General features: G+C 45.0%; 23 protein-coding genes and 2 riboswitches. Of the genes, 8 read left to right on the forward strand and 15 right to left on the reverse strand.

Annotation, left to right across the window (positions count from 1 at the left end; translation table 11 throughout):
- Positions 1–239 precede the first annotated feature (239 nt).
- A complete protein-coding gene (locus tag M1E06_RS14085) occupies positions 240–1265 on the forward strand; it encodes an acyltransferase family protein (protein WP_025810280.1) in 1026 nt (341 codons plus the stop codon).
- A 261-nt stretch (positions 1266–1526) separates the two neighbouring features.
- Here the strand turns inward: M1E06_RS14085 and M1E06_RS14090 are convergent, their stop codons facing one another.
- The 5 genes from M1E06_RS14090 to htpX form a co-directional block, all read right to left on the reverse strand.
- Positions 1527–1709, reverse strand: coding sequence for a hypothetical protein (locus M1E06_RS14090; RefSeq protein ID WP_020451131.1), 183 nt, complete (start codon positions 1707–1709; stop codon positions 1527–1529).
- Positions 1706–1921, reverse strand: coding sequence for a hypothetical protein (locus tag M1E06_RS14095; protein ID WP_023856450.1), 216 nt, complete (start codon positions 1919–1921; stop codon positions 1706–1708). The genes M1E06_RS14090 and M1E06_RS14095 overlap by 4 nt, the downstream gene beginning before the upstream one ends.
- A gap of 47 nt (positions 1922–1968) precedes the next feature.
- A complete protein-coding gene (locus tag M1E06_RS14100; RefSeq protein ID WP_023856451.1) occupies positions 1969–3969 on the reverse strand; it encodes a penicillin-binding transpeptidase domain-containing protein in 2001 nt (666 codons plus the stop codon).
- A 111-nt stretch (positions 3970–4080) separates the two neighbouring features.
- Positions 4081–5430 carry a TrkH family potassium uptake protein gene (locus tag M1E06_RS14105; protein ID WP_020451128.1) on the reverse strand — a complete coding sequence of 450 codons (1350 nt, stop codon included), beginning with the start codon at positions 5428–5430 and terminating at the stop codon, positions 4081–4083.
- Positions 5431–5578: 148 nt separating this feature from the next.
- Positions 5579–6472 (reverse strand): protease HtpX, encoded by an 894-nt coding sequence (gene htpX / locus M1E06_RS14110; protein ID WP_020451127.1) that lies wholly within the window; start codon positions 6470–6472, stop codon positions 5579–5581.
- Between the two features lie 141 nt (positions 6473–6613).
- On the opposite strand from htpX, the gene M1E06_RS14115 reads away from it, so the two are divergent.
- Positions 6614–7333 (forward strand): DUF1836 domain-containing protein, encoded by a 720-nt coding sequence (locus tag M1E06_RS14115; protein WP_023856786.1) that lies wholly within the window; start codon positions 6614–6616, stop codon positions 7331–7333.
- A gap of 130 nt (positions 7334–7463) precedes the next feature.
- Entirely contained in the window at positions 7464–7661 is a 198-nt protein-coding gene (locus M1E06_RS14120) for an alpha/beta-type small acid-soluble spore protein (RefSeq protein WP_020451125.1), read from the forward strand.
- 12 nt (positions 7662–7673) lie between these two features.
- Here the strand turns inward: M1E06_RS14120 and M1E06_RS14125 are convergent, their stop codons facing one another.
- The 4 genes from M1E06_RS14125 to M1E06_RS14140 all read right to left on the reverse strand — a co-directional run bounded on the left by M1E06_RS14125 (position 7674) and on the right by M1E06_RS14140 (position 11494).
- A complete protein-coding gene (locus M1E06_RS14125) occupies positions 7674–8762 on the reverse strand; it encodes an anti-sigma-I factor RsgI family protein (RefSeq protein WP_023856785.1) in 1089 nt (362 codons plus the stop codon).
- Positions 8759–9517 (reverse strand): RNA polymerase sigma factor SigI, encoded by a 759-nt coding sequence (sigI, locus tag M1E06_RS14130; RefSeq protein ID WP_023856784.1) that lies wholly within the window; start codon positions 9515–9517, stop codon positions 8759–8761. Before sigI ends, M1E06_RS14125 begins: the two co-directional genes overlap by 4 nt.
- A gap of 295 nt (positions 9518–9812) precedes the next feature.
- On the reverse strand, positions 9813–10580 hold the full coding sequence (locus M1E06_RS14135) for a TerC family protein (RefSeq protein WP_020451122.1): 768 nt from the start codon (positions 10578–10580) through the stop codon (positions 9813–9815).
- Positions 10581–10852: 272 nt separating this feature from the next.
- Entirely contained in the window at positions 10853–11494 is a 642-nt protein-coding gene (locus tag M1E06_RS14140) for a DedA family protein (protein ID WP_023856783.1), read from the reverse strand.
- Positions 11495–11782: 288 nt separating this feature from the next.
- Here M1E06_RS14140 and M1E06_RS14145 point away from each other — a divergent pair, with 288 nt between their 5' ends.
- From M1E06_RS14145 to M1E06_RS14155, 3 genes are all read left to right on the forward strand, one after another.
- A complete protein-coding gene (locus tag M1E06_RS14145; RefSeq protein ID WP_023856782.1) occupies positions 11783–13435 on the forward strand; it encodes a diguanylate cyclase domain-containing protein in 1653 nt (550 codons plus the stop codon).
- A gap of 148 nt (positions 13436–13583) precedes the next feature.
- A complete protein-coding gene (gene ku, locus M1E06_RS14150) occupies positions 13584–14456 on the forward strand; it encodes a non-homologous end joining protein Ku (protein ID WP_023856781.1) in 873 nt (290 codons plus the stop codon).
- A gap of 3 nt (positions 14457–14459) precedes the next feature.
- Positions 14460–16310 (forward strand): DNA ligase D, encoded by a 1851-nt coding sequence (locus tag M1E06_RS14155; protein WP_023856780.1) that lies wholly within the window; start codon positions 14460–14462, stop codon positions 16308–16310.
- Positions 16311–16315: 5 nt separating this feature from the next.
- Here the strand turns inward: M1E06_RS14155 and M1E06_RS14160 are convergent, their stop codons facing one another.
- The 3 genes from M1E06_RS14160 to M1E06_RS14170 all read right to left on the reverse strand — a co-directional run bounded on the left by M1E06_RS14160 (position 16316) and on the right by M1E06_RS14170 (position 17390).
- Positions 16316–16777, reverse strand: coding sequence for a MarR family winged helix-turn-helix transcriptional regulator (locus tag M1E06_RS14160; RefSeq protein ID WP_020451117.1), 462 nt, complete (start codon positions 16775–16777; stop codon positions 16316–16318).
- 173 nt (positions 16778–16950) lie between these two features.
- A complete protein-coding gene (locus M1E06_RS14165; RefSeq protein WP_020451116.1) occupies positions 16951–17130 on the reverse strand; it encodes a hypothetical protein in 180 nt (59 codons plus the stop codon).
- A 104-nt stretch (positions 17131–17234) separates the two neighbouring features.
- Entirely contained in the window at positions 17235–17390 is a 156-nt protein-coding gene (locus tag M1E06_RS14170; RefSeq protein ID WP_020451115.1) for a hypothetical protein, read from the reverse strand.
- 191 nt (positions 17391–17581) lie between these two features.
- On the opposite strand from M1E06_RS14170, the gene M1E06_RS14175 reads away from it, so the two are divergent.
- Positions 17582–17914: a MerR family transcriptional regulator gene (locus M1E06_RS14175; RefSeq protein ID WP_020451114.1), complete on the forward strand. Its 333-nt coding sequence runs from the start codon at positions 17582–17584 to the stop codon at positions 17912–17914.
- Between the two features lie 30 nt (positions 17915–17944).
- On the opposite strand, the gene M1E06_RS14180 is transcribed toward M1E06_RS14175, so the two are convergent.
- The 3 genes from M1E06_RS14180 to M1E06_RS14190 form a co-directional block, all read right to left on the reverse strand.
- Entirely contained in the window at positions 17945–18352 is a 408-nt protein-coding gene (locus tag M1E06_RS14180; protein ID WP_020451113.1) for a hypothetical protein, read from the reverse strand.
- Between the two features lie 89 nt (positions 18353–18441).
- Entirely contained in the window at positions 18442–19797 is a 1356-nt protein-coding gene (mgtE, locus tag M1E06_RS14185; protein ID WP_216904269.1) for a magnesium transporter, read from the reverse strand.
- A gap of 248 nt (positions 19798–20045) precedes the next feature.
- Positions 20046–20210: riboswitch (M-box (ykoK) riboswitch) on the reverse strand.
- A 139-nt stretch (positions 20211–20349) separates the two neighbouring features.
- Positions 20350–20505, reverse strand: coding sequence for a transcriptional regulator SplA domain-containing protein (locus M1E06_RS14190; RefSeq protein WP_020451111.1), 156 nt, complete (start codon positions 20503–20505; stop codon positions 20350–20352).
- A 292-nt stretch (positions 20506–20797) separates the two neighbouring features.
- Here M1E06_RS14190 and M1E06_RS14195 point away from each other — a divergent pair, with 292 nt between their 5' ends.
- Positions 20798–21751, forward strand: coding sequence for a S8 family peptidase (locus M1E06_RS14195; RefSeq protein WP_023856779.1), 954 nt, complete (start codon positions 20798–20800; stop codon positions 21749–21751).
- A 130-nt stretch (positions 21752–21881) separates the two neighbouring features.
- Positions 21882–22070: riboswitch (cobalamin riboswitch) on the forward strand.
- Positions 22071–22120 lie beyond the last annotated feature (50 nt).

A 22120-nucleotide genomic window follows, 5' to 3' on the forward strand; every position in this document is an offset into this window, starting at 1 on the left:
TCGAACTTTTACAACCTTTCCGCCTATTTTACAGGAAGATGACGATATAAAAGTTCCTTACTGTTCAATTACATCGACCTAACAATAAGACTTAATGCATAGGAAAACACATGCTTTCTATTTTAAAATTTTAAAATGAGGCCAGACTGGTGGAAGACGTCATTCCGGAAAGAATGTTCCGGGGTTCAGACGCTTCCCGCACCGGCGTCTCCTGAAAATGTTTGTGAAAGGGTGATGTTATGGCGACTTCGCGCGACAGCTATTTCGACAATGCAAAATTCCTATTAATTTTTCTCGTCGTATTCGGACATATAATCAGGTCCTATATTCATGATAATGATGCTCTGCTTCATATTTATAAATTTATTTACACGTTTCATATGCCTGCTTTTATTCTCATATCAGGCTATTTTGCAAAAGGGTTCAACCGCCACGGCTATGTCAAAAAAATCGCCTGGAAGCTGATTGTTCCTTATTTGATTTTCCAGGGAATCTATACGCTGTTTTATTCCTTTATCGATGATCAAAGCTTAACGGCCGCAAATCCGATTGAACCGCAATGGTCGCTTTGGTTTTTGCTGAGCCTGTTCTTTTGGAATATCCTGTTGTTTCCATTCACAAAACTGCCGGCGAAATGGGCGTTTGCCGCAAGCTTTGCGATCGCCGTTCTTGTCGGATATATCGACTTGATCAGCAACACGCTCAGCCTGTCCCGCACGTTTGTTTTCTTCCCGGTCTTTTTGGCGGGCTATTATTTGCAAAAAGACCATTTTAAAATACTGAGAGGCTGGAAAGGCAAGCAGGCCGCTCTAGCCGTTTTAGCAGCAACGTTCGTTTTCTACTTTTTTGTAGACTTCGATTACTCCTGGCTGTTCGGGTCCAAACCCTATTCGGAATTCGGCGATGTCGGGATAAAAAGCGGGTTAAACCGAGTGGCGCTCCTCGTCATCACGTTCGCTTCAACGTTCGCGTTCATGGCGCTTGTGCCTGAAAGGCGGTATTTCTTTACCCTGTGGGGAACGCGCACATTTTATGTCTATCTGCTGCACGGCTTTATCATCAAGTCGTTCAGAAAAACGGGAGCGGAAGAATGGCTTGCCGATTATCAAAGTCTGACGCTATTAATCATCGCCACGGCGATTTTAACCTTCTGCTTATCAAGCGGATTTGTGAAAACGGTCGCCCAGCCGTTCATCGAATTGAAAATGACGAATTTAATGAGGATGTTGAAAAAAGACAACGGATATAACCCTTATTTAAAATAAATGAAGGTCCAAATCGTTTCCGATTTGGACCTTTCAGATTGTTGAAAAAATCGCAAAACAGCTTTTTTGTTTTGCGATTTTTTCATCCCATCAGCGTGATTGAAAACCCTTGCAGTCTAGGAAGGCCGAGCATCGGAGCGGAGCGAATGTTAGAATTCGTGAGCACCGACGCGCAGGCCTGACAACGAATGCGAGGGTTTGGCGACACGCTGGAGGTGCAAATCGTTTCCGATTTGCACCTTTCTCGTTTGATCCGCAGTTTTAATCTTTATCCCGCTGCTGTCCGTCCGCCTTTTTGTTCTTTTTTTTATTGTTCTCGATCACATCAATCAATTTAAAGGCGTTGACATCGCCCAGTTCGTTTGAAAATTCCTCTTGAAGCACATCTGGATTCATCGGTTTTTTATGGTTTTGCATATCCTTGCTTTTTTGATGTTTTTTCATTGGCGCGATTCTCCCTGCTTCCCTTGTTTCGAGTTGCGGTTGGCGCCCCTGTCTCCGTTTTCGGCATCATATTGGGTCATGTATTGATGATCATGCATGCTTTCAGCAGGCGTTTTATTGTTAAGAGCCGCTTCATTTCTGGCAACTTTTCTTTTCATGATGACATTCCTTTCTTTTGTCGTTTCATCCATATCCTTTCCGTTTCCGTACATTCCACACATCCAGTTTTCGGCAAAAAAATAAGCACCCTGAAGGGTGCTTATTTAAACACTTTTTTCACTTTATTGACGACATATGAGCTGCCGCCGCGATCTGACACATCCTCGATCATCATCGTGATTAAAAGGTTTTTGTTTTTGTAATCATAAGCGGTGAACCAGCCGTTTTCTTTACCTTTTTCGTCTTTCTTCGTTTTCAGCTCGGCCGTTCCCGTTTTCCCTGCGATCGTGAGCCCTTTGACAACCGGCTTGTAAGCCGAGCCGCGAGGGTCTTCTACAACGCCTTTCAATCCTTTTGTAATCGCTTCTGCTCCGCCTGTGGGCAGTACGTTTTTATGCCATATTTCTTTCTCTTCGCCGTCCTTTTTGATCAGGTGCGGCTTGATCAGATTACCGTCGTTCAAGAAAGGCGTATAGCTTGCCGCGAGGTGTATCGGCGACATCAGCATTTGCCCCTGTCCGTATCCTGAATCGGCAAGGAGAATATCCGAGTCGATTCCTTCGTTTGATATGGAGGAAGACTTCGTCGGGAATTCATAATCAAGTTTTTCCTCGAAGCCGAATGATTTCAGGCCTTCGACAAATTGATCCTTCCCTGTGTCAAGGGCGGTCTGCGCGAAATAAATGTTGTCGGAAGTGATCAGCGCGTTTTCCAGGTTGACATCGTTTAATCGATCGGAAACCCGTGTGACTTTATATCCGCCCCATGACGAATCTTTCTGCCATTCCTTCCCTTCGATCTTCTTAGGTTCATCCGCTTTGATCGCGTCATTTTTCAGACCGATTGAAGCCGTGATCGGTTTGATCGTTGAACCCGGAGCATAGGTTTTATTAAATTTAGAGGTGAATGGCGCAGACGCATCTTTGTTGAGTTTTTCCCATTCTCCTTTTTTCCAGCCAAACAAAAACCCGTTCGGATCGTATGAAGGCGCGCTGACAAGCGCCAACGTTTCTCCAGTCTGCGGCTCTAACGCAACGGCAGCACCGGAGTCATCTTTTAACTGGTTGTACAGTTCTTCCTGTTTGTTGATATCGATCGTGGTATGGATGTCTTTTCCGTCTTTTGCATCCTTTGAGGCAACCGTCGCGTTTGATTCAGGAATCGAAATCGTCCAGCCGATTTCTCCTCTGAGTTCTTTTTCATAAATGTGTTCGAGACCGACGATTCCGAGCAGTGAATGCTCGCTGTAGCCTTCTTTATTCTGCTTTAATTCCTCTTCAGTAATCGGCCGTATGTAACCGGTAAGATGTGCGGCTTTTTCACCGTAAGGATAGTATCTTGATTGCGTGTCTTGTTTCAAAACCCCGGGAAGAGAGGTCGCTTTTTTAAGAAGCTCTGTGCTACCAGGCTTCACTTTTTTCAAGGGAACGAATGATTCGTCCGTCACCCAGCTTGCGGACAGCTGTTTTTCGATGTCTTCTTTTTCCATGTCAAGCATGTTCGCGAGCTTTTTGATGACACCATCTTTATCATCTCCGAGCTGCCCCGGAACGACGCCGATTTCAGGCACTGTCGCATTCGTAGCGAGTTTCTTTCCGTTTCTGTCATAAATGATGCCTCTCGCTGGTTCCTTGGCGGTAATCCGGATGGTCTCCCCTTCCTTCAGCTGTGAAAAAATAAAGGATGGGTTCCAGTTGACTTTCCATGACGTGTCACCGTCTTTTTTTTCTTTGACAAGCTTTGCCTTCCCTTCAAAAGAAACGGGGCCGGCCAATGTATTCATGCTGACTTTATACGGTATTGTCACTGCATCTTTTTTCTCTTTATTTTTTTCATCTTCATCGTTATCGACGGCTGAAACCTTCAAATCGGAAACTCCGATCTGTTCATAAATGGATTGATTGCGCTTGATGAAATCGTCTTTTGAAATCGATTTTTGCGCTTCAGCCGACAGCTGTTCATACATTTCTTCAAATTTTTGATCGTTCCATTTGTCTACATATTGATCCATGCTTTCTTTTGCTGTCGGCTCGTTAGAACAGGCTCCGGCGAGCAATAGAAATCCGGCGGCTATAAACAAATGGATGACTCTCATTTTCATCGTTGCTTCCCCCTTTTTTTCAATCCGCCATTTAAGCATTATATCATACAAATAAATACAGCGACCGACTTTATGATCATAAAAAAAGACAGTTTAACTAAACTGTCTTTCTTATCCGATAATTATTCTTTCCTTTGGATAATGGTAGTTCGCTTCGATTTCTTTTCTGCCGAATAAATAAAGCAGCGTGACAATGCCGATTCGGCCGATGAACATCAGAAGGATGATGACACTTTTGCCGATCGTGCTCAAATCTGAAGTAATGCCCATCGACAAGCCGGTCGTACCGAAGGCGGAACACACTTCAAACAGCAGTTCAAGCAAAGAATGTTTTTCCGTCATTGTCAAAATGAGTGTCGAGCCGAAAACGAGAATAACCGCCATCAGCGTCACAATCAATGACTTCATTAAGTCCGCCTGGTGCAGTTCACGTTTGAAAATCTTCACCGATTTATTTCCCCGCGCGAAGTGATACAGCGCCAACAGGTTTAAGGCAAAGGTCGTTGTCCGGATGCCCCCGCCGACAGAGCTTGGCGAAGCGCCGATGAACATGAGCATGCACATAAACAAAATGGTCGTATGCGTGAATTGGCTGATGTCGATCGTCGCGAGTCCGCCGCTCCTGGTCGTCGTCGACTGGAACAACGAATAGAATATGACTTCGTGCCACGATTTTCCTGAAAAGGCAAAGCGCGCTTCCGTGGCGAATATGCCGATCGCGCCTCCAATCACTAAAAGGAAAAAAGTGACTGATGTCAGTTTGGTAAACAGGCTGAAAGTGAATTTGCGCTCTTTGCTGAGCAGAAAATCCTTTACCTCGATGAGGACCGGAAAGCCGATCGCTCCAAGAATGATCAGCATAATCACGATAAACTGAACGAAATAATCATGCTGAAACGGAATCAGCGAGTTGCCTGTAATGTCGAAACCTCCGTTGGTCGTTGCACTGATGCTTGTAAAAAATCCGTGCATAAAGGCTTCTCCAGGTGTCTCAAAGTACTTTAAGAAATAAGTTCCGAGAATCAGCCCGCCAAACAGTTCGATCAGCAGGATCAAGCCGAGCACGTGCTTCATCAGCTTGACAAGGCCCGATAAGTTGGATTGATTTTGATCGGTCATAATCAGCCGGCGCTCTTTCAAACCGATCCGCTTGCCAAAAATCAGCCAGACGAATGTTCCGAGCGCCATCACACCGATCCCGCCAAACTGCAGAACAAACGCCAAAATCCATATTCCGGCTGTGCTGAATGTATCAGCTGTATCAACAACCGTCAAACCGGTTACACTCACTGCGCTCACCGCAGTAAAAAGGGCATCGATAAATGACCATTCCACATCATTCTTGTGTGCAACGGGCAGACTTAATAATATAACGGAAACCGTCACCGCCAAAAAATAATAGAGCGCGATCAGCTGTACAGGAGACAGCACGCGCAGTAGTTTTTTCAATAAAACCTTCATAATCGTTCCTTCTTTTCAATATTCAAAAGTTGCGCTTCTTGTGTATAACGTGTTCCATTTTAAAGGAAACATGCTCTTATGTACAGCCGATTTTCGATTTTTAAATTTAAAAAGCAAACCCCCTTGAAAAAGGGGGTTTGCATATTGATTATTTTGCTTCCAGACGGCGGATTCTGTCGCTTAAATCAGGGTGTGTTGAGAAAAGCGATGTGTGCTTTTTCCCGTTGATTTTCAAAGTGGCAACAGATGCCTGCTCTTCTTTGACTCTTGAAGTGTACTGCTCAAGCGAGCGGAGCGCGTGAATCATCTTATCCTTGCCTGCAAGGTCTGCTCCTCCTCTATCCGCATGATATTCGCGGTGGCGGGAGTACGCAAACACGACAAGGCTTCCGAGAATGGAAAACACGATTTGGAATACGATGACCGCGATAAAGTGAACGATCGGCGCCAGCTCTTCACGGACAACGCGTGAAACAGCCCATGCCGCAATCCGGGCGAAGAAAACAACAAACGTGTTGACGATTCCCTGAAGGAGCGTCATCGTTACCATATCGCCGTTTGCAATATGCGCGACTTCGTGAGCAAGAACGCCTTCCACTGCGTCGTCATCCATTTCCTGAAGAAGACCCGTCGATACAGCGACAAGCGAGCGGTTTTTGGACGGCCCTGTCGCAAAGGCATTCACTTCGCGTGAATTGTAGATGCCGACTTCAGGCATCTTTGTCAGTCCGGCGGCGCGGGACAGCTTATATACCCGGTCAACGAGCTGCTGCTCTTCGTAGCTGAGCGTTTGCTTATCAGGATTCAGCACCTGAACGCCCATCGCCATTTTCGCCATCCATCTTGACATCAAAAGCGACATAAAGGAGCCGACAAAGCCGACAACCGCACTGAATACGAGAAGCGCAACAATATCGATGCCGCCGCCAGCCGTGAAATACGTGCCTACGCCTGTCAGCGAACCGATAATGGACAGCACAATACCGATCGTCGTAATAACTAAAATGTTCGATAAAAGAAAGAGAAAGATTCTTTTTCCCATGATTACCTCCATGTTATAATAAGATCAAATGAACTCGTATAATAAAATTATACGGCATAGAATTGAAAATGCAAGTGATAAGACGTAAGATAATGTTTATATTGTTTGCTATTTCATTTTAATACATAATGAGGTGGAATGATGAAACCTTTTAAACTGACTCGCCTGGAAATGGCCAAACTGATGTACGCTTTAAAAGGGCAGCTGGATGTCAGTCCGCTTGCGATTCTTTTGAGATCGGCCGATTTGGCGCACGATGAGCCGGAAGACAATTTGGACATCCCCGAATTCATTGTCCGGTACGAACGAAAAAAGCCAAAAACGGAACACGGGCTTTCCACAAATGAAATTGTTGAACTTGGAAATTTGTGCGAACTGACATCCTTAAAATCGACAGCCATCCAAAACTGGATCAAACGCGATATAAAAGATTTGATGGGACATCCGGAACTCGGCAAAAAATATTCCATCGACCAAGCCGTCATCCTTCTCATTGTACGAGACTTAAAATCGGTTTATGACTTCGAAACGATCCGTCCAATCTTAACAACGGTTTTTAATACGATTACAGACCGCTCAGATGATGTGGTGAGTCCGCTGCGCTTTTATGAAGGGTATGCGCGGGTTCTCGATTATGTGTACCGGATCAAAGACTATACGCTGAATGAATCGGCGCTCGAAAAAATCGTCATCGAGCAGACTGGACAGCTCCGCGGTTTTTATCAAGATCTGGCCGATCCCGAATGGAACAAAGTGAGAGATATCACCGCTGTCACTGTGCTATCCGTTATCGCTTCGCACATACAGGCGACCGCCCATTCCATGATTGACAGCGTCTTCTTAAAATATGGTATGAAGTAATCGCCGCTGACCGGTGCGCCTGGCTATTGAGCCAGGCGTTTTTTTACACCTTCAACAATTGCCAGCATAAAAAGCCTCAGTCCATTTCAAACTAAACAAGCAGTACCAATTGAAAAAGGAGTTGAGAATCATGGCAAGAACGAATAAACTCGTCGTTCCCGGGGCGGAGCAGGTTTTAGACCAGTTCAAATATGAAATCGCCCAGGAGTTCGGCGTCCAGCTCGGCTCGGACTCGGTCGCTCGCTCAAACGGGTCTGTAGGCGGGGAAATGACAAAACGACTTGTACAGCAGGCACAAGCTCAAATGAATGGGCATACTGACAAATAAATACCCTATGGTTTATTCGCCGGGCCCGCTCGGCGGATATTCTTGTTGATTTGTTTGGTCAGAAGGTTTTTTCTCCTTTTGATAAGGAGTTTTAGGGCTCTCTTGATTTGTGCCGGAACCGCTTCTCTGCGTTCCTTCCTCCGACTGCTGACCGTCTTTGTCATTATGGTTATGTTCTTGAGGGTTTTCGGTATTAGGGGATTTTGACTCCTTTTCTTTTTCCATTTCTTGATCAGATTGAGAGTGATCTTGATCTGAAGGTTTTTCGCCGTCCGGATGATCTTCCGTATCTGATTCTTCATCATCCGTATGTTGTTCCGGCTGATCTTCTTCTTTCACAGCTTTCTCTTTTTCTCCTGTATCTTCTCCCTGATTTTGATCATCTTTGTTATCTTCATTGTCATCATCTTTGTTTTTGTCTTCTAATTCATCTTTGTGGGAACGGATATAACGGCCTGTTGAGATGCCTTCTTTTTGTGCTTTTGCACGCGTATCAAGGTCTGATTCCACCGCTTCCATCTTATAGTTCTGCTGCTCGTATTTTTTCGCTACATGATCGATTTCGCTTTTTACCGTCGCCTTATATGTGTCATCTTTATTGTTTTCATATACGGTGGCGATAAGCACTTCTTTTGATTCGGTGACATAACCGCTCTTATCGCTGTCTTCGACAATTTCACTGATCACTTCTTTAAAGTCAGACTTTTCCCAATTTTCTATACTGTTCATTAAGTCCTTCCCATCCTCGTTCAGCGGCACCAAATCGATAACTTCACAGTTTTTGTTGAGTGTCAATTCAAAGCTTGGATTGATATCGATCGTCATATAGGCGTATGCTTTATTGTTTAAAACATCAGGGATGATCATGAAAGCGAGCAGCATGATCGCCGCGATTGAAAAAACGCCTGCTTTCAGCGGACGGAGCGAAAGCAGATCAAAAAAGCCCGCACGCTTCCTCGACATTCTCGTCTCCGCGGGAAAAGCAATTTCCTGACCGATTTCATAATCTTCCTCTGTGCTCTTTGCTTTTAAAAATTGTCCGTCAGGGGTTAGCAATGTGACGAATTTTTTATTTTTTTCTACAATAATTCCTCTTCTCATGAATTGAGCACCCCTTTTAGATAATCTTTAAGGTAAACATAATCGCCCGTTATAATGATCGCCATAGCAATGATATATTTGCGGTTTCTCTCTACGGTTTTTCTGCTGACAGCCACCAGCTTTTCAAGCTGTTTGACGGGAAGCTGCTTTTTTTCAAACAAGATCTTTTTTAACTCTTCATGTTCGACTAGCGTATATGCCACTTTGATGGCGTTTTGCCTTGCATCCGTATGTTTCGGCGAATGCTCCAGCAAATCGGAAAAAGACAGGCCAAAACTTTTAAGCCTTTCTTTAAAATGGAAAATCTCCTCCCGCCTCTGCTCCTGTTCGAGCATGCGGTTGAATTCATGAATGGAAAGCTCCGCTTCAATCATGCTTTGAGAGGATTCCTGTTCTTCTCCTTCTTGCATGTCCATATTGATATTCTGGGCATTTCTCGCTTCTTTTCTGATATAATCAATGACTTTGCGCTTAATGATCAGCTCTGCAAATGCCAGCAGAGAATTTCCTTTATCAGAAGAATATTTTTCAATGGCTTCATTGAATGCAATCAAGCCGATGCTGAATTCATCATCTTTTTCATCTATATATCGTTTGCACACGGATGAAACCGTTTTAGCCACAAAAGGCTTATACTGATGGATAAGCTCGTTTTGCAACTGCTGATTTCCTTTTTGTATGCTTATTACAGACTCTTCTAATGATTGTTGTTTCTTTTTTCCTGTCTTAAACAAAAGGCTAAGCACTGGTTTCACCTCAGTTCCTCCCTATACTACTCATTAATGATAGCTAATTTGATAGGGATTCGCAAAGGAGAAAACGCGGTATTCATTTCTAATTTTTCAATTGTGACAATGATTTGTTTGATCTCCTAGAACAATTCGTGATCTGTTTGACGATTAAGGGGGTTTTCCCGCCGTTTTTGTAACACGCCTGTTAATAAAATGAAATCTTATTTCGGTTGGACTAGGGCAATCATCCCTGGTGCTTCCCAGTGCGGGCAAACAAAAAAGACCGCCGGTGAAAGACCGGCAGTCTGGCGATAGCTGTTTACTCCTCTGCAGCTTTATTCTCGTGTTTGTTCGGATTTGTCATAAACCATCCCCCGAGCGCAATAGCGATCAGCACCGCCCAGAAGATGAACTTCCAAGTACCTGAATGAATAAAATGTTCAGAGACGATGTTGATTTGCGGGTGTGCGAGCGTATAGAGCGTCAGTTTCACACCAACCCAGCCGACAATCAGAAAAGCAGCCGTTTCCAGGCTCGGACGTTTCTTTAACAAGTTCACAAATTGACTTGCAGCAAAACGCATAATAATCAGTCCGATAATCCCGCCGGCTAAAATCACCATGAACTGTCCGCCGTCAAGTCCGCCGATTTGCGGCAGGTTCGTTGCCGGAAGTGTGACAGCCAGCGCAACCGCCGCCAAAATCGAGTCGACGGCAAACGCGATGTCCGCCAGCTCAACTTTGATAACCGTCGGCCAAAAACCGCTTTGCTTCGACTCTTTCACCTTTTCGTCCTTTTTGAAAACATGGGTTTTCAAAATATGGTGAATGGAGATGTAAAGCAGATAGACGGCGCCGATCGCCTGCACCTGCCAGACGTTGACAAGAAAAGAGATCGCAAACAAAGCGCCGAACCTCATCACAAACGCGCCGGCCAACCCGTAGAAGAGCGCTTTTTTTCTGTCTTTTTCAGGCAAGTGTTTAACCATGACCGCCATGACGAGGGCATTGTCCGCGGCCAAAATACCTTCCAGCCCGACTAGGATGAGAAGAACCCAACCATATTCAAGTAATAATGCTGCATCCATTTTATAATTCCTCCTAAGTGATTGTCTCTTTCTCTTATTCCCGCTAATGCAGCAGGGTATTTTCAGAAAACAAAAAAGACCTCTGCCAACATTAGGCAAAGGTCTTGCTAGACATGGTTATCATTGATTAAATCATGCCAACAAAGCCGATGGATGAACATCCATGAACTGACGACTTTGTTTCCGGTTTTAACATCCGGACGCTACTCCCCTTTGGGATAAAAGAAAATATTGAATTATAAGATAATATTAACCTCATATGCGCCCGGCTGTCAATCCTTATTTTTATTTAAAAAAGTTGAAACGCTTTGCGATTTGACTTTCTTCCGCCTGCCTTTCACCCAAAGGTAAAGAACGAACAAAACGATGAATCCGATGCCGACCGGAAGAAGGTATCCGTCCAATAGGCTGCCGACTTTGCTCCAGTTTTCGCCGAGGTAAAAGCCTAAATAGACATAGACGAACGTAATCGGCGTGATCGCAAGGAATGTATAAATACAAAACACCCACACGTTCATTCTAGCGAGTCCGCACGGAATGGAAATCAGCGTTCTGATGCCCGGTATAAACCGGCCGCTGAATGCGACAAACCCCCCGTGCTTTTCAAAAAACCTGTCCGATTTTTCGAGCGCTTCAGGCTTAATGAAGAAGTATTTGCCGTAGCGCTCCAAAAACGGCCGCCCCCCGTACCTCCCGAGCCAGTAAAGCGTCAGCGGACCTGCGACACCTCCCAGTGAACCTGCGGCAACGACCCCGATCAGCAACATATCGCCTTGATACACCCAGTAGCCGGCAAGCGGCAGAACGATTTCAGCCGGCACGAATTCGATGCACAGCGCCAGAAAAATCCCTAAATACGAGAGGCTCTTAAACGCCTCAGCCAATGATAAAATAAACTCCTCGATATTGACCACAACCTTTGACGATTGATAATTTCAAGTTCCAAAGAACGTACAAAAACGATTTTAACACAATTCAGGAAAATTGAAGAGCAAAATGGGAAGTCCTCCTTAGAAAGAGCAGAAGGATATCATTTTTTATTGGCGAATTTCATTATATATAGTATAATTCACGAATTATACCGGATGTAGCGCTATTGCCGCTTTTTTATGTCAACGGTTAAGAGTACGGCAGTCTGGCCTTTCATAATACAGTATAGAAATTCAGATTTTTCATCATAGTACAAAAAGGCGGAGAAGAAAGTGACAGAAGTTTTTGGTGAATATAATGGATGGTTCGTTCTTTTATCCTATATCACTGCGGTTTTGGCAGCATACACAGCCCTTGATTTATCGGAACGGGTCGTCCATACAAAGGGCAGGAAAAATATCGGATGGCTTTTGGCCGGATCCCTCACGATGGGGCTTGGTATCTGGTCTATGCACTTTATCGGGATGCTGTCATTTCAGACAGCCGAAGAAATGAAATACGATTTGAGATTCGTCTTGCTTTCGATTGTTGCCGCTTTCGCAGGCTCGCTCATTTCATTTTATGTTGTGAATGGAAAAGAACCGACGAATGCAAGACTGGCGGCGGGCTCCCTTGCAATGGGAAGTGCGATCGCATCCATGCATTTTCTCGGGATGGAGGCGATGGAGAATATGACAATCGTCTATCATCCCGTTCTTTATGCCGCCTCTTTTGCAATCGCCATTTTCGCCTCCTTCGCTGCCTTAAAACTGTCAGTGGTATTCGCCAAAAAAACCGGCTCCTTTCGGATCTTGTTCATTAAAATCGGAAGCGCGCTTTTAATGGGCGGCGCCATTTCCGGCATGCACTATACAGGAATGGCAGCAGCTACGCTTTTCATGACTGACGGCCGTGATACAGGCCGCGAAGGAATCGATGCAATTGAACTGGGCATTATGATCGTACTTGTCAGCCTGATGCTTCAATGCTTCTTGATTTTCGGCGCCTTCACTGACAAGCGTCTGCTGTTTCATATCGAGAAAATCAAAGATAATGAGGAACGGTTCCAGTCCTTAATTAACCACAACATTGATCCGATCTACGTGTTTTCGCTTGAAGGCAAAATGCTTTCCGCCAATTCATCGGGATACAGCCTTCTTGAAAAAATGGGAGTTGAGCCTGAGCGCCTGTCTTCGTTTTTTCGACAGGAGGATCATGACAGACTGCTCAACTGGTTTCTTCAGGTCCAAAATGAAAAACAGGCCCTCAACCGCGACACGGAAATCGAAATAGCTGAAAAGCGTTTTGATGTAAATGTGACGCTGATACCGGTGTACGTCAGAAAGCAGCTTGACAGCATTTATGTCATTTGTAAAGATATGACAAACCAGCGTGAAGCAGAACGCAAAATCCATAGAATGGCTCACTATGACGCGTTGACAGATTTGCCAAACAGACGGTATGCAGTCGACCATCTCGCAAATGCTCTGGAGCGGCAGAAGACGGGGACGGCCGTATTGTTTTTGGATTTAAACCGTTTCAAAGTGTTTAATGACGCCCTTGGCCACGACGTCGGAGATCTGCTGCTGGTGGCAGCAGCACAGCGTTTGGCGCATTGTGTGCCTGATGAAGGCTTCATCGCCCGGTTAGGCGGTGACGAATTTATCATTGTCGCCCCTTTACATGGAACCGATCAGCTGACCAGGCAATTGATCAGTCAGTTTGAAACGCCTTTTCACATTAAAGAGCACCGCCTCAAAACATCCGTCAGCATCGGAATCGCCGTTTCCCCGGCCGATGGAACAGACGGTGATGAGCTGATGAGAAAAGCCGACATGGCCATGTACGCCGCGAAGCACAAAAGCAAAAGCAGATATCAATATTTTTCTTCTTCTCTCGCCAGAAAGAACAGGCCGTCTTTGCAGGAGGAACCCGAGCCGAACTAAGCGCTTTCCCCAAGCAAATCACTGTATCGCCGCAAGCATCCGGGCCGAAGCCTGGATGCTTTTTTTTCGCGCTGTTATCCATAAGTTGCTATTCATGAAACAATCTGCAGAGAGGCATCAATAAAAGAAAAGGAGTTGAACCGAACCGATGCATACGATGTGGAAAGGCTCAATCAGCTTCGGCCTTGTCAATATCCCCATTAAACTGTTCGCAGCGACAGAGGATAAGGATATTAAATTAAGGTCGCTTCATAAAGAATGCCGCGCCCCGATTCAGTATGAGAAAAAGTGCACAAACTGCCACCAGGAAATCGCGCCCGACGACATCGTCAAAGGCTACGAATATGTTAAAGGCAAATACGTCGTCTTATCGGACGATGAGCTGAAACAGCTCAAAGAAGAGCAGGAAGACAAAGCTGTCGAAATTGTTGATTTTGTCCAGCTAAAGGAAATCGACCCCATCTATTTCAACCGTTCATATTTCGTCGGACCGGGAGATAACGGTGTAAAAGCGTACTCACTTTTGCGCGAAGCGCTCAGAAAAACAGAAAAGATCGGAATCGCCCATATGACCATCCGCTCCAAAAAACAGCTCGCCATTCTTCGCGTCTACGAGAACTGCATTTTAATGGAGTCTATCCACTACCCTGATGAAGTCCGAAACGCGGCCCACGTACCCGGTGTTCCGGAGGAAACCGCGGTCAACGAAAAAGAGCTGCAAACCGCGATTTCACTAATAGACGAGCTGACGACGACATTTGCGCCTGAACAATATGAAGATACGTACAGACTTGCGCTGATAGATAAAATCAAAGAGAAAATCGATCATAATGAGGGTGTCACACCAAATGCCGGAGCCGCCGCTCCGCGCGAGGATGTCATCGATCTCGTGAGCGCTCTCCAAGCCAGCATCGAACGGACAAAAGCGCCTGACCGGGAAGCTGCAAAAACACCTGTTGCAAAAGGAACCGGGGAAAAAAAGAAAAAAACGTCGCGCAAAAAAGCTTCAGAGGCAAAATAAAAAATGGGAATTACGATGCAGCCCGTGTTGACCACATCCGCTCCTTCAGGCGGCAATTGGCGGTATGAAGCCAAGTATGACGGGTATCGGGGGCTTTTAAAAATTTCTGCGGCCGGCGACGTTTCGCTCATCAGCAGAAACGCGCAGCCGCTCGAAAACACATTTCCGGAAATTACGGAATTTGCAAAAAGCATGATCGAAAATCTCAAAGAACACTTGCCGATCACGATTGACGGGGAAATTGTGTCGTTGACAAACCGTTTTCGTTCCCGGTTTGAATACGTCCAAAAAAGAGGGTTAAGCAAAAAGGCCGAGTTGATTGAACAAGCTGCCGCGAAGAAACCGTGTCAGTACCTCGCTTTTGATTTACTGGTCTTTAAAGGAGAAAGTTTAACCTCACTCCCCTATACCGAACGAAAACGCGTGCTTTCCGACCTGATGAAAGAACTCGGCTTGCCGATGGCTCCCGATCCGATGGCTCACGCACGAATTCAATATATCCCTGACACTTCAGATTTCCATGCTCTATGGAATGCTGTTAAAAGGTTTGACGGCGAGGGAATTGTTGCGAAGAAAAAAGACAGCCGCTGGGCTGAAAATAAAAAAACAGCCGAATGGCTCAAGCTCAAAAACTACAAAAAAGCAGCTGTATTTATGACAGGCTACAACATGGCAAACCGTTATTTGACAATCGCCGTCTATGACCGCGGTCAAATCAAAGAAGTCGGTTCGGTTTCCCACGGACTCGGAGAACAGGAAAGAAACGCCATTCTTTCAATCGTCAAGCAGTACGGAACCGAAACAAAGCCCGGCGAATATACCATAGATCCGTCGATTTGCATGACGGTCCATTATTTAACGATTCATTACGGGACATTGCGCGAGGTGTCGTTTGTTTCTTTTGAATTTGACATGGCTTGGGAAGATTGTACTTACAAGCGCCTGCTGCTTCATGCAAGAAACGTCCACCCCGATTTGCAGCTGACAAGCCTTGATAAAGTCATCTTTCCTAAAAGCAATAAAACAAAAGCGGATTACATCGGATATCTGAATGAAATCGGCGATTTTCTGCTTCCGTTTCTCGACAATCGGGCGCTTACCGTTATCCGTTATCCGCACGGTTCCGGCGGAGAATCTTTTTTTCAAAAAAACAAGCCCGACTACGCACCCGAATTTATCACGTCCATTCGGGATGACGAGCACGAGCATATCATCTGCAGCGATTATTCAGTCCTGCTGTGGCTTGCCAATCAGCTTGCGCTGGAGTTCCATATCCCTTTTCAAACAGCGGATACGACCCGTCCGACCGAAATCGTTTTCGATCTCGATCCGCCTTCAAGGTCGGAGTTTCCACAGGCCGTCAGAGCCGCGAATGAATTGCACCGTTTATTTGAACAGCTTGGCCTCTTGTCTTTTCCAAAGCTGTCGGGAAATAAAGGGATACAAATCTATATTCCGATTTCAAAAAACGCCTTTACTTATGAAGAAACCCGCCTTTTCACAAGCTTTGCGGCTTCTTATTGCGTCTCACTTTTTCCCGATCTGTTCACAACCGAACGCCTGATTAAAAACAGGGGCGGAAAACTCTATATTGATTATGTGCAGCACGCTCCGGGAAAAACGATCATCTGCCCGTATTCCACAAGAGGCAATGAGATTGGCACAGTGGCCGCACCACTGTTTTGGGATGAAGTCCATTCAGACTTGGCACCCTCAAATTTTACGATGGAGGCTGTCATCAAACGCACAAAGGAGCTCGGATGCCCTTTCGAAAGCTTCTTCAGACAGCCCCAAGACAAACAGATCAAAGCTATTCTCGATCACTTAAAAGAAATTGACCGTTCGGAAAACTGACTTTTTCAGCGAAACAATAGGTGCTGGCTGTGGATTCCGGCTTTTTTTAAAAGGGCCATCAGCTGCTCCTGTTCCTCTTTTGTCAAGCCTGAAAAAGCCCGCGCAATTCTCAGGGAGTGGATCGGATAAATCTCATCGAGATAAGCCTTTCCCTTCTCTGTCAAATTCGCATAGACAGACCGTTTATCTTTCGGGTCCTGCTCTCGTTTGATGAAACCGTTTTTTTCCAATTTGTCGATCACATAGGTTACGTTTCCGCTTACAAGGAGCAGCCTCGAGCCGATTTGCTGCAGCTTTTGGGCTCCCCTCGTATACAAAAGCTCCAATACAGCAAATTCTGTAGGATTAAAGCCGTGTTCCTTGCTGTCCCGAATACTATGTTCTGAAACGCTTTTAAAAGCCCTGGCAAAAACCTTGTACAGCGACATAGCACGGTGAACTTCTTCCTCATTAAACGAAAGTCTCATATCATCTACCTCTTATACTATTTTCTTAAAATGAACCCGGGAAATGAAAACCCTTACAAATATAGAAAAAGAAAGGGTCATGCTTTTCCCATATTCTATAAGTATATATTTTCGTGATTCGAAAGAAAACTCCTGCTTATTTTTTTTAAGATATTAAAAAGAAGCCCGTTTTTTCAAAATGGCCGATTTTGAACACGGGCTTTATTTTTCCGGAAAAAATAAAAATATTCTTTTCTGAGCTCCGTAATCGTCATCCTCTGCAAAACATCCTGATTATACTCACCGAGTGAGCTCAGTTTTTTTGAGTAATGGTTTCTTTCCTTTTCCAAAGCGTTTTTTAACAACCTGCTCATGATCTTCTCCTTTCATTTTCGTGTGTTGTAATATAAGAATAGACCTTATTTATTAACCAGGCTTTAAGGCCGTGTAAAGTTTGCTTTCACTCCCACTTCCGGATTTAAGAGGACTTTTGATAAAAGCCGTTCTGCACCGCCCTCAGCAGCGGAAACGCATCCTTTCCGGCAAGATTCATTAATGTCTCGAGCAATTCGTCTCTTTTAATGTCTAAAGCAACGATTTCTTTGGCGAGTGAGACCGCTTTGTGTTCCTTCATCCAATGATTCCCCCTCATCAGTCTGTATCTACAGCATACAAAACACTTTTACCCCTTGCATGGTTCCTGTAAACTTTTCTTCCGCGATTTTTTTAAAAGTTTTTCAACAATGTTAGATTTTCTAACAAACGTCAGGTTTTTTCGCGCGTTTTCTTATATAATACAAAAAAAGTCATCTTAGGGGTGGGAAAATGACAGTCGAAGATCTTTCTTATAAAGATAAAAAAGTGATTTCTATTGGCATTGTCAGCGAGCTGACGGGTTTGTCGGTCAGGCAGATCCGCTATTACGAAGAACGCAAGCTGATCTATCCGCAGCGCTCTTCAAGAGGCACGCGCAAGTATTCCTTTGCTGACGTCGAACGGCTGATGGAAATCGCAAACAAGCGGGAAGACGGTGTTCAGACGGCAGAAATCCTCAAAGATATGCGCAAAAAAGAACAGAGACTGAAAAACGACCAGCAGCTCAGAAAGAAAATGCTCGAAGGACAGCTTAACGCTCATTTTAAATACAAAAACCGCTAAAAAAACGAATCATACCCTCCGGATGATTCGTCACCTGTTTTCCTGCTGTTTCGTTTCCTTTATGTATCCGATGAAATCAATCATAACGCCTTTATCTGGATCATTGCGTATCCGAAACGCGATCGTTCCGGGCTGACCGGTATTTTCCATCTTGTAAGCGGCATGAAACACATGGATGCTCGCTTCAGAAATTTGAAAATCATCAGCACGAAGCCCGGAAATTCCCCATTTCTGTTTGTTTTCCAGGATTGTTTCCGGAGAGGGGGTTGCGCCCTCCACGTACAACCGCTTCATCTTTGACACATCATCGTTCAATATCGCCTCAAGCATACCCTCGACTGCGACGAGCCGCCTGTCTTTTCCTTCATCTTCATTCTGACAGCCGGCAGCAACCATTGCAACGGCTAAACAAATCAGCACAGCTGCAAATCTTCTCATACCAATCCCCCCTGATCTCTGCCTAAAATATATAGGCTTTTACGGATTCTGGCAAGCAAAAAACCCTCCTAAAAAGGAGGGCTGCTGTCTTACAGTGAATGAATGAATGCAGTTGCAATACCGAAGTAGATCAGCAGTGACAAAATGTCATTTAAAGTTGTGATCAGCGGACCCGATGCAATCGCAGGGTCGACGTTGCACTTGTGAAGGATGATCGGGACGATCGTTCCCGCCATCGTTCCGATGATCAGTGTGGCAAAGAGCGAAGTCCCTACCACAAATCCGAGCAGCAGATTCCCCTGCCATACAATCGCGATTCCTGTAATCACGACCGCACAAACAACGCCGATAATAATGCCGGCCTTGAGCTCCCGGAAAATCAAGCGGAAAATCGTTTTTTTATTGAGTTCTTCTTTTGACAGCCCTCTGATGACGACAGCGAGAGACTGCGTTCCGGTGTTACCCGTCATTCCTGCAATCATCGGCATAAAAAAGGCCAATTCGACAACCTGCTGCAGTGTGTCTTCAAAATAGCTCATGATGCTGCCTGAGATCAAACCGATGAACAGAAGCAAGATCAGCCACGGCAAACGTCGATATGCAGCGACATACGATTTTGTATCAAACGTGATTGCTTTACCTGATGCAGCAAATTTTTCGTAGTCTTCATTCGCTTCTTGGATGACGATGTCAATAATGTCATCGACCGTTACGATCCCGACAAGCTCATGGTTTTTTTCTACAACGGGAATCGCCAGAAAGTCGTACCGCTCAATGAGCCTTGCGACTTCTTCCTGATCTTGAAGAGCGTCCGCCGAGATGACCCTTGTAAACATTAATTCCTGAACCTTCTCATCGGGTTCTGCCAAAATGAGATCCCGGTATGAGATAACCCCGACAAGCTGCTTTTGTTCATTGATAACGTATAAATAGTTGATCGACTCCGCGATTTCCGCAAAGCTTTTCAGCTTGACAACCGCTTCTTTTACCGTGTAATGCTGCGGAATCCAGACATAGCGGTTTGTCATGATTCTTCCCGCTGTTTCAGGTGGGTAGTTCATCAGAACGCGGACCGCTTCAGATTCTTCCGCTTCCATACTGGAAAGAAGCTGGTCTTTCAGCTCTGAGTCCATTTCCTCGAAGAGCGCGGCAAGGTCGTCGTTGTCCATTTTATTCATCACATGGATCGCCTTTTCCTTGCCGACCTTGTTCAGAACGACAAGCTGCTCTTCTCTGTCCAGTTCGCCCATGAGATCGGTAATGTCTTCAACCGTTAAAAAAGACAGATACCGGCCGCGGTGCTTTTCGGGCATTTCCTTAAACAGAATCGCCATATCATAAGGCTGCAGTTCCTCTAAAACGTTTTGAAACTCTTTTCGTTTTCCGTCTCTCAGTAAAATAATAATGCGTAAAATCAGTTCATCATATGTCATGTTTTTTACCATGGCAATCTGTACCTCCCTTTTCAGGAGATCCTTATATCACCATAGCAAAAGGGGTGAAGTATAAGGATCTCCTCATCAATCAATGTGTGATGCTGTAAAATATTTCTCGTATGATTAAACCGCCTCGAATGGGGAGAATCCATACTTCCACCTCCTTGTTTAATACGGAAAGTTCACTTTCCTCAAAAAATAAAAAAACACCTATTTCATTGAAATGAAGGTGTTAAAAGCCATACAAAATAAAACCCTAACGCCTTCCATCGTAGAGCTTTAGCACTGTATGGCATAGGCAGCATGCCAGCTGCATTAAAAATCACCTTAGATCGATGATTTCTGTTGACCCATTGGCGTCTTTGGACATTTTTGGGCAGCAGCGTATCTCCATACAGGAGCCTCACCTAACGAAGAGCTGTATTTACCGGACACAATGAGATTACAGAAAAAAAGGATAACTGTCAATAAGAAAAGCAAACTTAATGCTCTCTATTATGGTTGATTCCCTTTTTCGTCAAAATTAAACCAGCTCTTTCGCCGAGATGCCGAGCTCCGTTCTTACTTTTCGCTATCCTGTTCAAGGTCGTCCTTTGACAGCAGGTGATAGTTTTCGTGCAGCAAAAGCGCGTATTCTCCTTCATATTTTGGATGCGGCACAAACTCCGCCTGCTCGATTGACAATTCGTCTCTTTTTTCGTTTTCTTGTTCTTTCACCCTGTATCAACTCCTTTTTATAATAGGATATCCTTTTGCCGGGATAATATGATGAAGCGAAATCTCATATATATAGTGATTCTCTCGCCCTTTCGCCGATTTCACAGGTCTTTTCGCTTACAATTCCAGCATTGTTCGCAGTTATTCGACTTTTCTCCTCTATTATCTATATTTTTTAACTTTTCATAAAATTCATACAAATGAACCTTTTTTTAACAAAGTGAATGTTTTACAATAAAATCACGCACCTTGTAACCCATCTAAAGCAGCATATAACAGGGAGGGCTTTGAAATGCAAATGCGATTAATTCCTTATGTCACTGACACAAAGCTGATGGACGTGAACGAATTGCCGGAAGGAATCGATGCGATTAAGGCACCGGAGCTGTGGTCACAAGGTTTTAAAGGAAAAGATATCACTGTCGCAGTGCTTGATACAGGCTGTGACGCAACCCATCCCGATTTGGCAGACCGAATCATCGGAGGCAGAAACTTTACTGATGATGACAATGGAAAAGAAGATCAATTTCATGATTATAATGGACATGGCACCCATGTGGCGGGTACGATTGCCGCAAACGATCAAAACGGCGGCATCTCCGGCGTGGCACCTGAAGCGAACCTATTAATCGTCAAGGTGCTCGGCGGTGAAGACGGCAGCGGCGATTATGAATGGATCATCAACGGGATCAACTACGCCGTCGAACAAAAAGCCGATATCATTTCAATGTCGCTCGGCGGACCTGCCGACGTTCCGGAATTGAAAGAAGCGGTGACAAACGCCGTGAAAAACGGAGTGCTCGTCGTCTGCGCCGCCGGAAACGAAGGCGACGGCAATGACCGTACAGAGGAGTACTCATACCCTGCTGCATACAACGAAGTCATCGCTGTCGGGTCTGTGTCATTGACGCGGGAGTCTTCCGAATTCTCAAATGCGAACAAAGAAATTGACCTCGTTGCACCAGGAGAAGAAATCCTCTCTACATTGCCCGATCATCAATACGGAAAGCTGACGGGAACATCGATGGCCACACCGCACGTCAGCGGCGCGCTCGCTCTCATCAAGTCAGCTGAAGAAGAGGCGTTTAAACGGAAGCTGACAGAACCGGAACTGTATGCTCAGTTAATCCGCCGCACGCTTCCTCTTGATTACTCAAAAGCGCTGATCGGCAATGGATTCTTATATTTGTCGGCGCCGGAGGTACTGGCGGAAAAAGCCGGCGAAGCAAAACTTCTTTCCCTTTAACAGCCTAAGGAGGCTGCCGACAATGTCGGCGGCCTTTTTCATGGCTATCGATAAGGCCGAATCTTTTTAATTGCAAGAATTCAAAAATTATTTTGACTAAAAGATCGTGACGGTATATAATCTACTAAACAATTTCATCGCCGGGAACATGGTAATCTAACGAGGTTAGATTTTAAAAGGGAAGTTTGGTGAAAATCCGACGCGGTCCCGCCACTGTGAATGAGGAGGTTATTTCATAAAACCCACTGTTTCTATACGGGAAGGGGGAAATAACCGTCGATTCATGAGCCAGGAGACCTGCCTGTTCTGACGCACCATCAACCTACGGTCGATAGGAGGTGTTCGAGTTGACGTAACAATCGCTACGTT

This window comes from Bacillus sp. AK124 (genome assembly GCF_053903085.1).

What these genes read in the sequence shown, in the direction of transcription:
- M1E06_RS14195 (WP_023856779.1), top strand. Translation starts at nt 20,798, where the DNA reads ATGCAAATGCGATTAATTCCTTATGTCACTGACACAAAGCTGATGGAC.
- M1E06_RS14135 (WP_020451122.1), bottom strand. Translation starts at nt 10,580, where the DNA reads ATGGATGCAGCATTATTACTTGAATATGGTTGGGTTCTTCTCATCCTA.
- M1E06_RS14125 (WP_023856785.1), bottom strand. Translation starts at nt 8,762, where the DNA reads ATGAGAAGAGGAATTATTGTAGAAAAAAATAAAAAATTCGTCACATTG.
- M1E06_RS14165 (WP_020451116.1), bottom strand. Translation starts at nt 17,130, where the DNA reads ATGAGCAGGTTGTTAAAAAACGCTTTGGAAAAGGAAAGAAACCATTAC.
- M1E06_RS14175 (WP_020451114.1), top strand. Translation starts at nt 17,582, where the DNA reads ATGACAGTCGAAGATCTTTCTTATAAAGATAAAAAAGTGATTTCTATT.
- M1E06_RS14120 (WP_020451125.1), top strand. Translation starts at nt 7,464, where the DNA reads ATGGCAAGAACGAATAAACTCGTCGTTCCCGGGGCGGAGCAGGTTTTA.
- M1E06_RS14160 (WP_020451117.1), bottom strand. Translation starts at nt 16,777, where the DNA reads ATGAGACTTTCGTTTAATGAGGAAGAAGTTCACCGTGCTATGTCGCTG.
- M1E06_RS14095 (WP_023856450.1), bottom strand. Translation starts at nt 1,921, where the DNA reads ATGTACGGAAACGGAAAGGATATGGATGAAACGACAAAAGAAAGGAAT.
- M1E06_RS14155 (WP_023856780.1), top strand. Translation starts at nt 14,460, where the DNA reads ATGGGAATTACGATGCAGCCCGTGTTGACCACATCCGCTCCTTCAGGC.
- htpX (WP_020451127.1), bottom strand. Translation starts at nt 6,472, where the DNA reads ATGGGAAAAAGAATCTTTCTCTTTCTTTTATCGAACATTTTAGTTATT.
- M1E06_RS14170 (WP_020451115.1), bottom strand. Translation starts at nt 17,390, where the DNA reads ATGAAGGAACACAAAGCGGTCTCACTCGCCAAAGAAATCGTTGCTTTA.
- M1E06_RS14090 (WP_020451131.1), bottom strand. Translation starts at nt 1,709, where the DNA reads ATGAAAAAACATCAAAAAAGCAAGGATATGCAAAACCATAAAAAACCG.
- M1E06_RS14100 (WP_023856451.1), bottom strand. Translation starts at nt 3,969, where the DNA reads ATGAAAATGAGAGTCATCCATTTGTTTATAGCCGCCGGATTTCTATTG.
- M1E06_RS14180 (WP_020451113.1), bottom strand. Translation starts at nt 18,352, where the DNA reads ATGAGAAGATTTGCAGCTGTGCTGATTTGTTTAGCCGTTGCAATGGTT.
- mgtE (WP_216904269.1), bottom strand. Translation starts at nt 19,797, where the DNA reads ATGGTAAAAAACATGACATATGATGAACTGATTTTACGCATTATTATT.
- ku (WP_023856781.1), top strand. Translation starts at nt 13,584, where the DNA reads ATGCATACGATGTGGAAAGGCTCAATCAGCTTCGGCCTTGTCAATATC.
- M1E06_RS14115 (WP_023856786.1), top strand. Translation starts at nt 6,614, where the DNA reads ATGAAACCTTTTAAACTGACTCGCCTGGAAATGGCCAAACTGATGTAC.
- M1E06_RS14105 (WP_020451128.1), bottom strand. Translation starts at nt 5,430, where the DNA reads ATGAAGGTTTTATTGAAAAAACTACTGCGCGTGCTGTCTCCTGTACAG.
- M1E06_RS14085 (WP_025810280.1), top strand. Translation starts at nt 240, where the DNA reads ATGGCGACTTCGCGCGACAGCTATTTCGACAATGCAAAATTCCTATTA.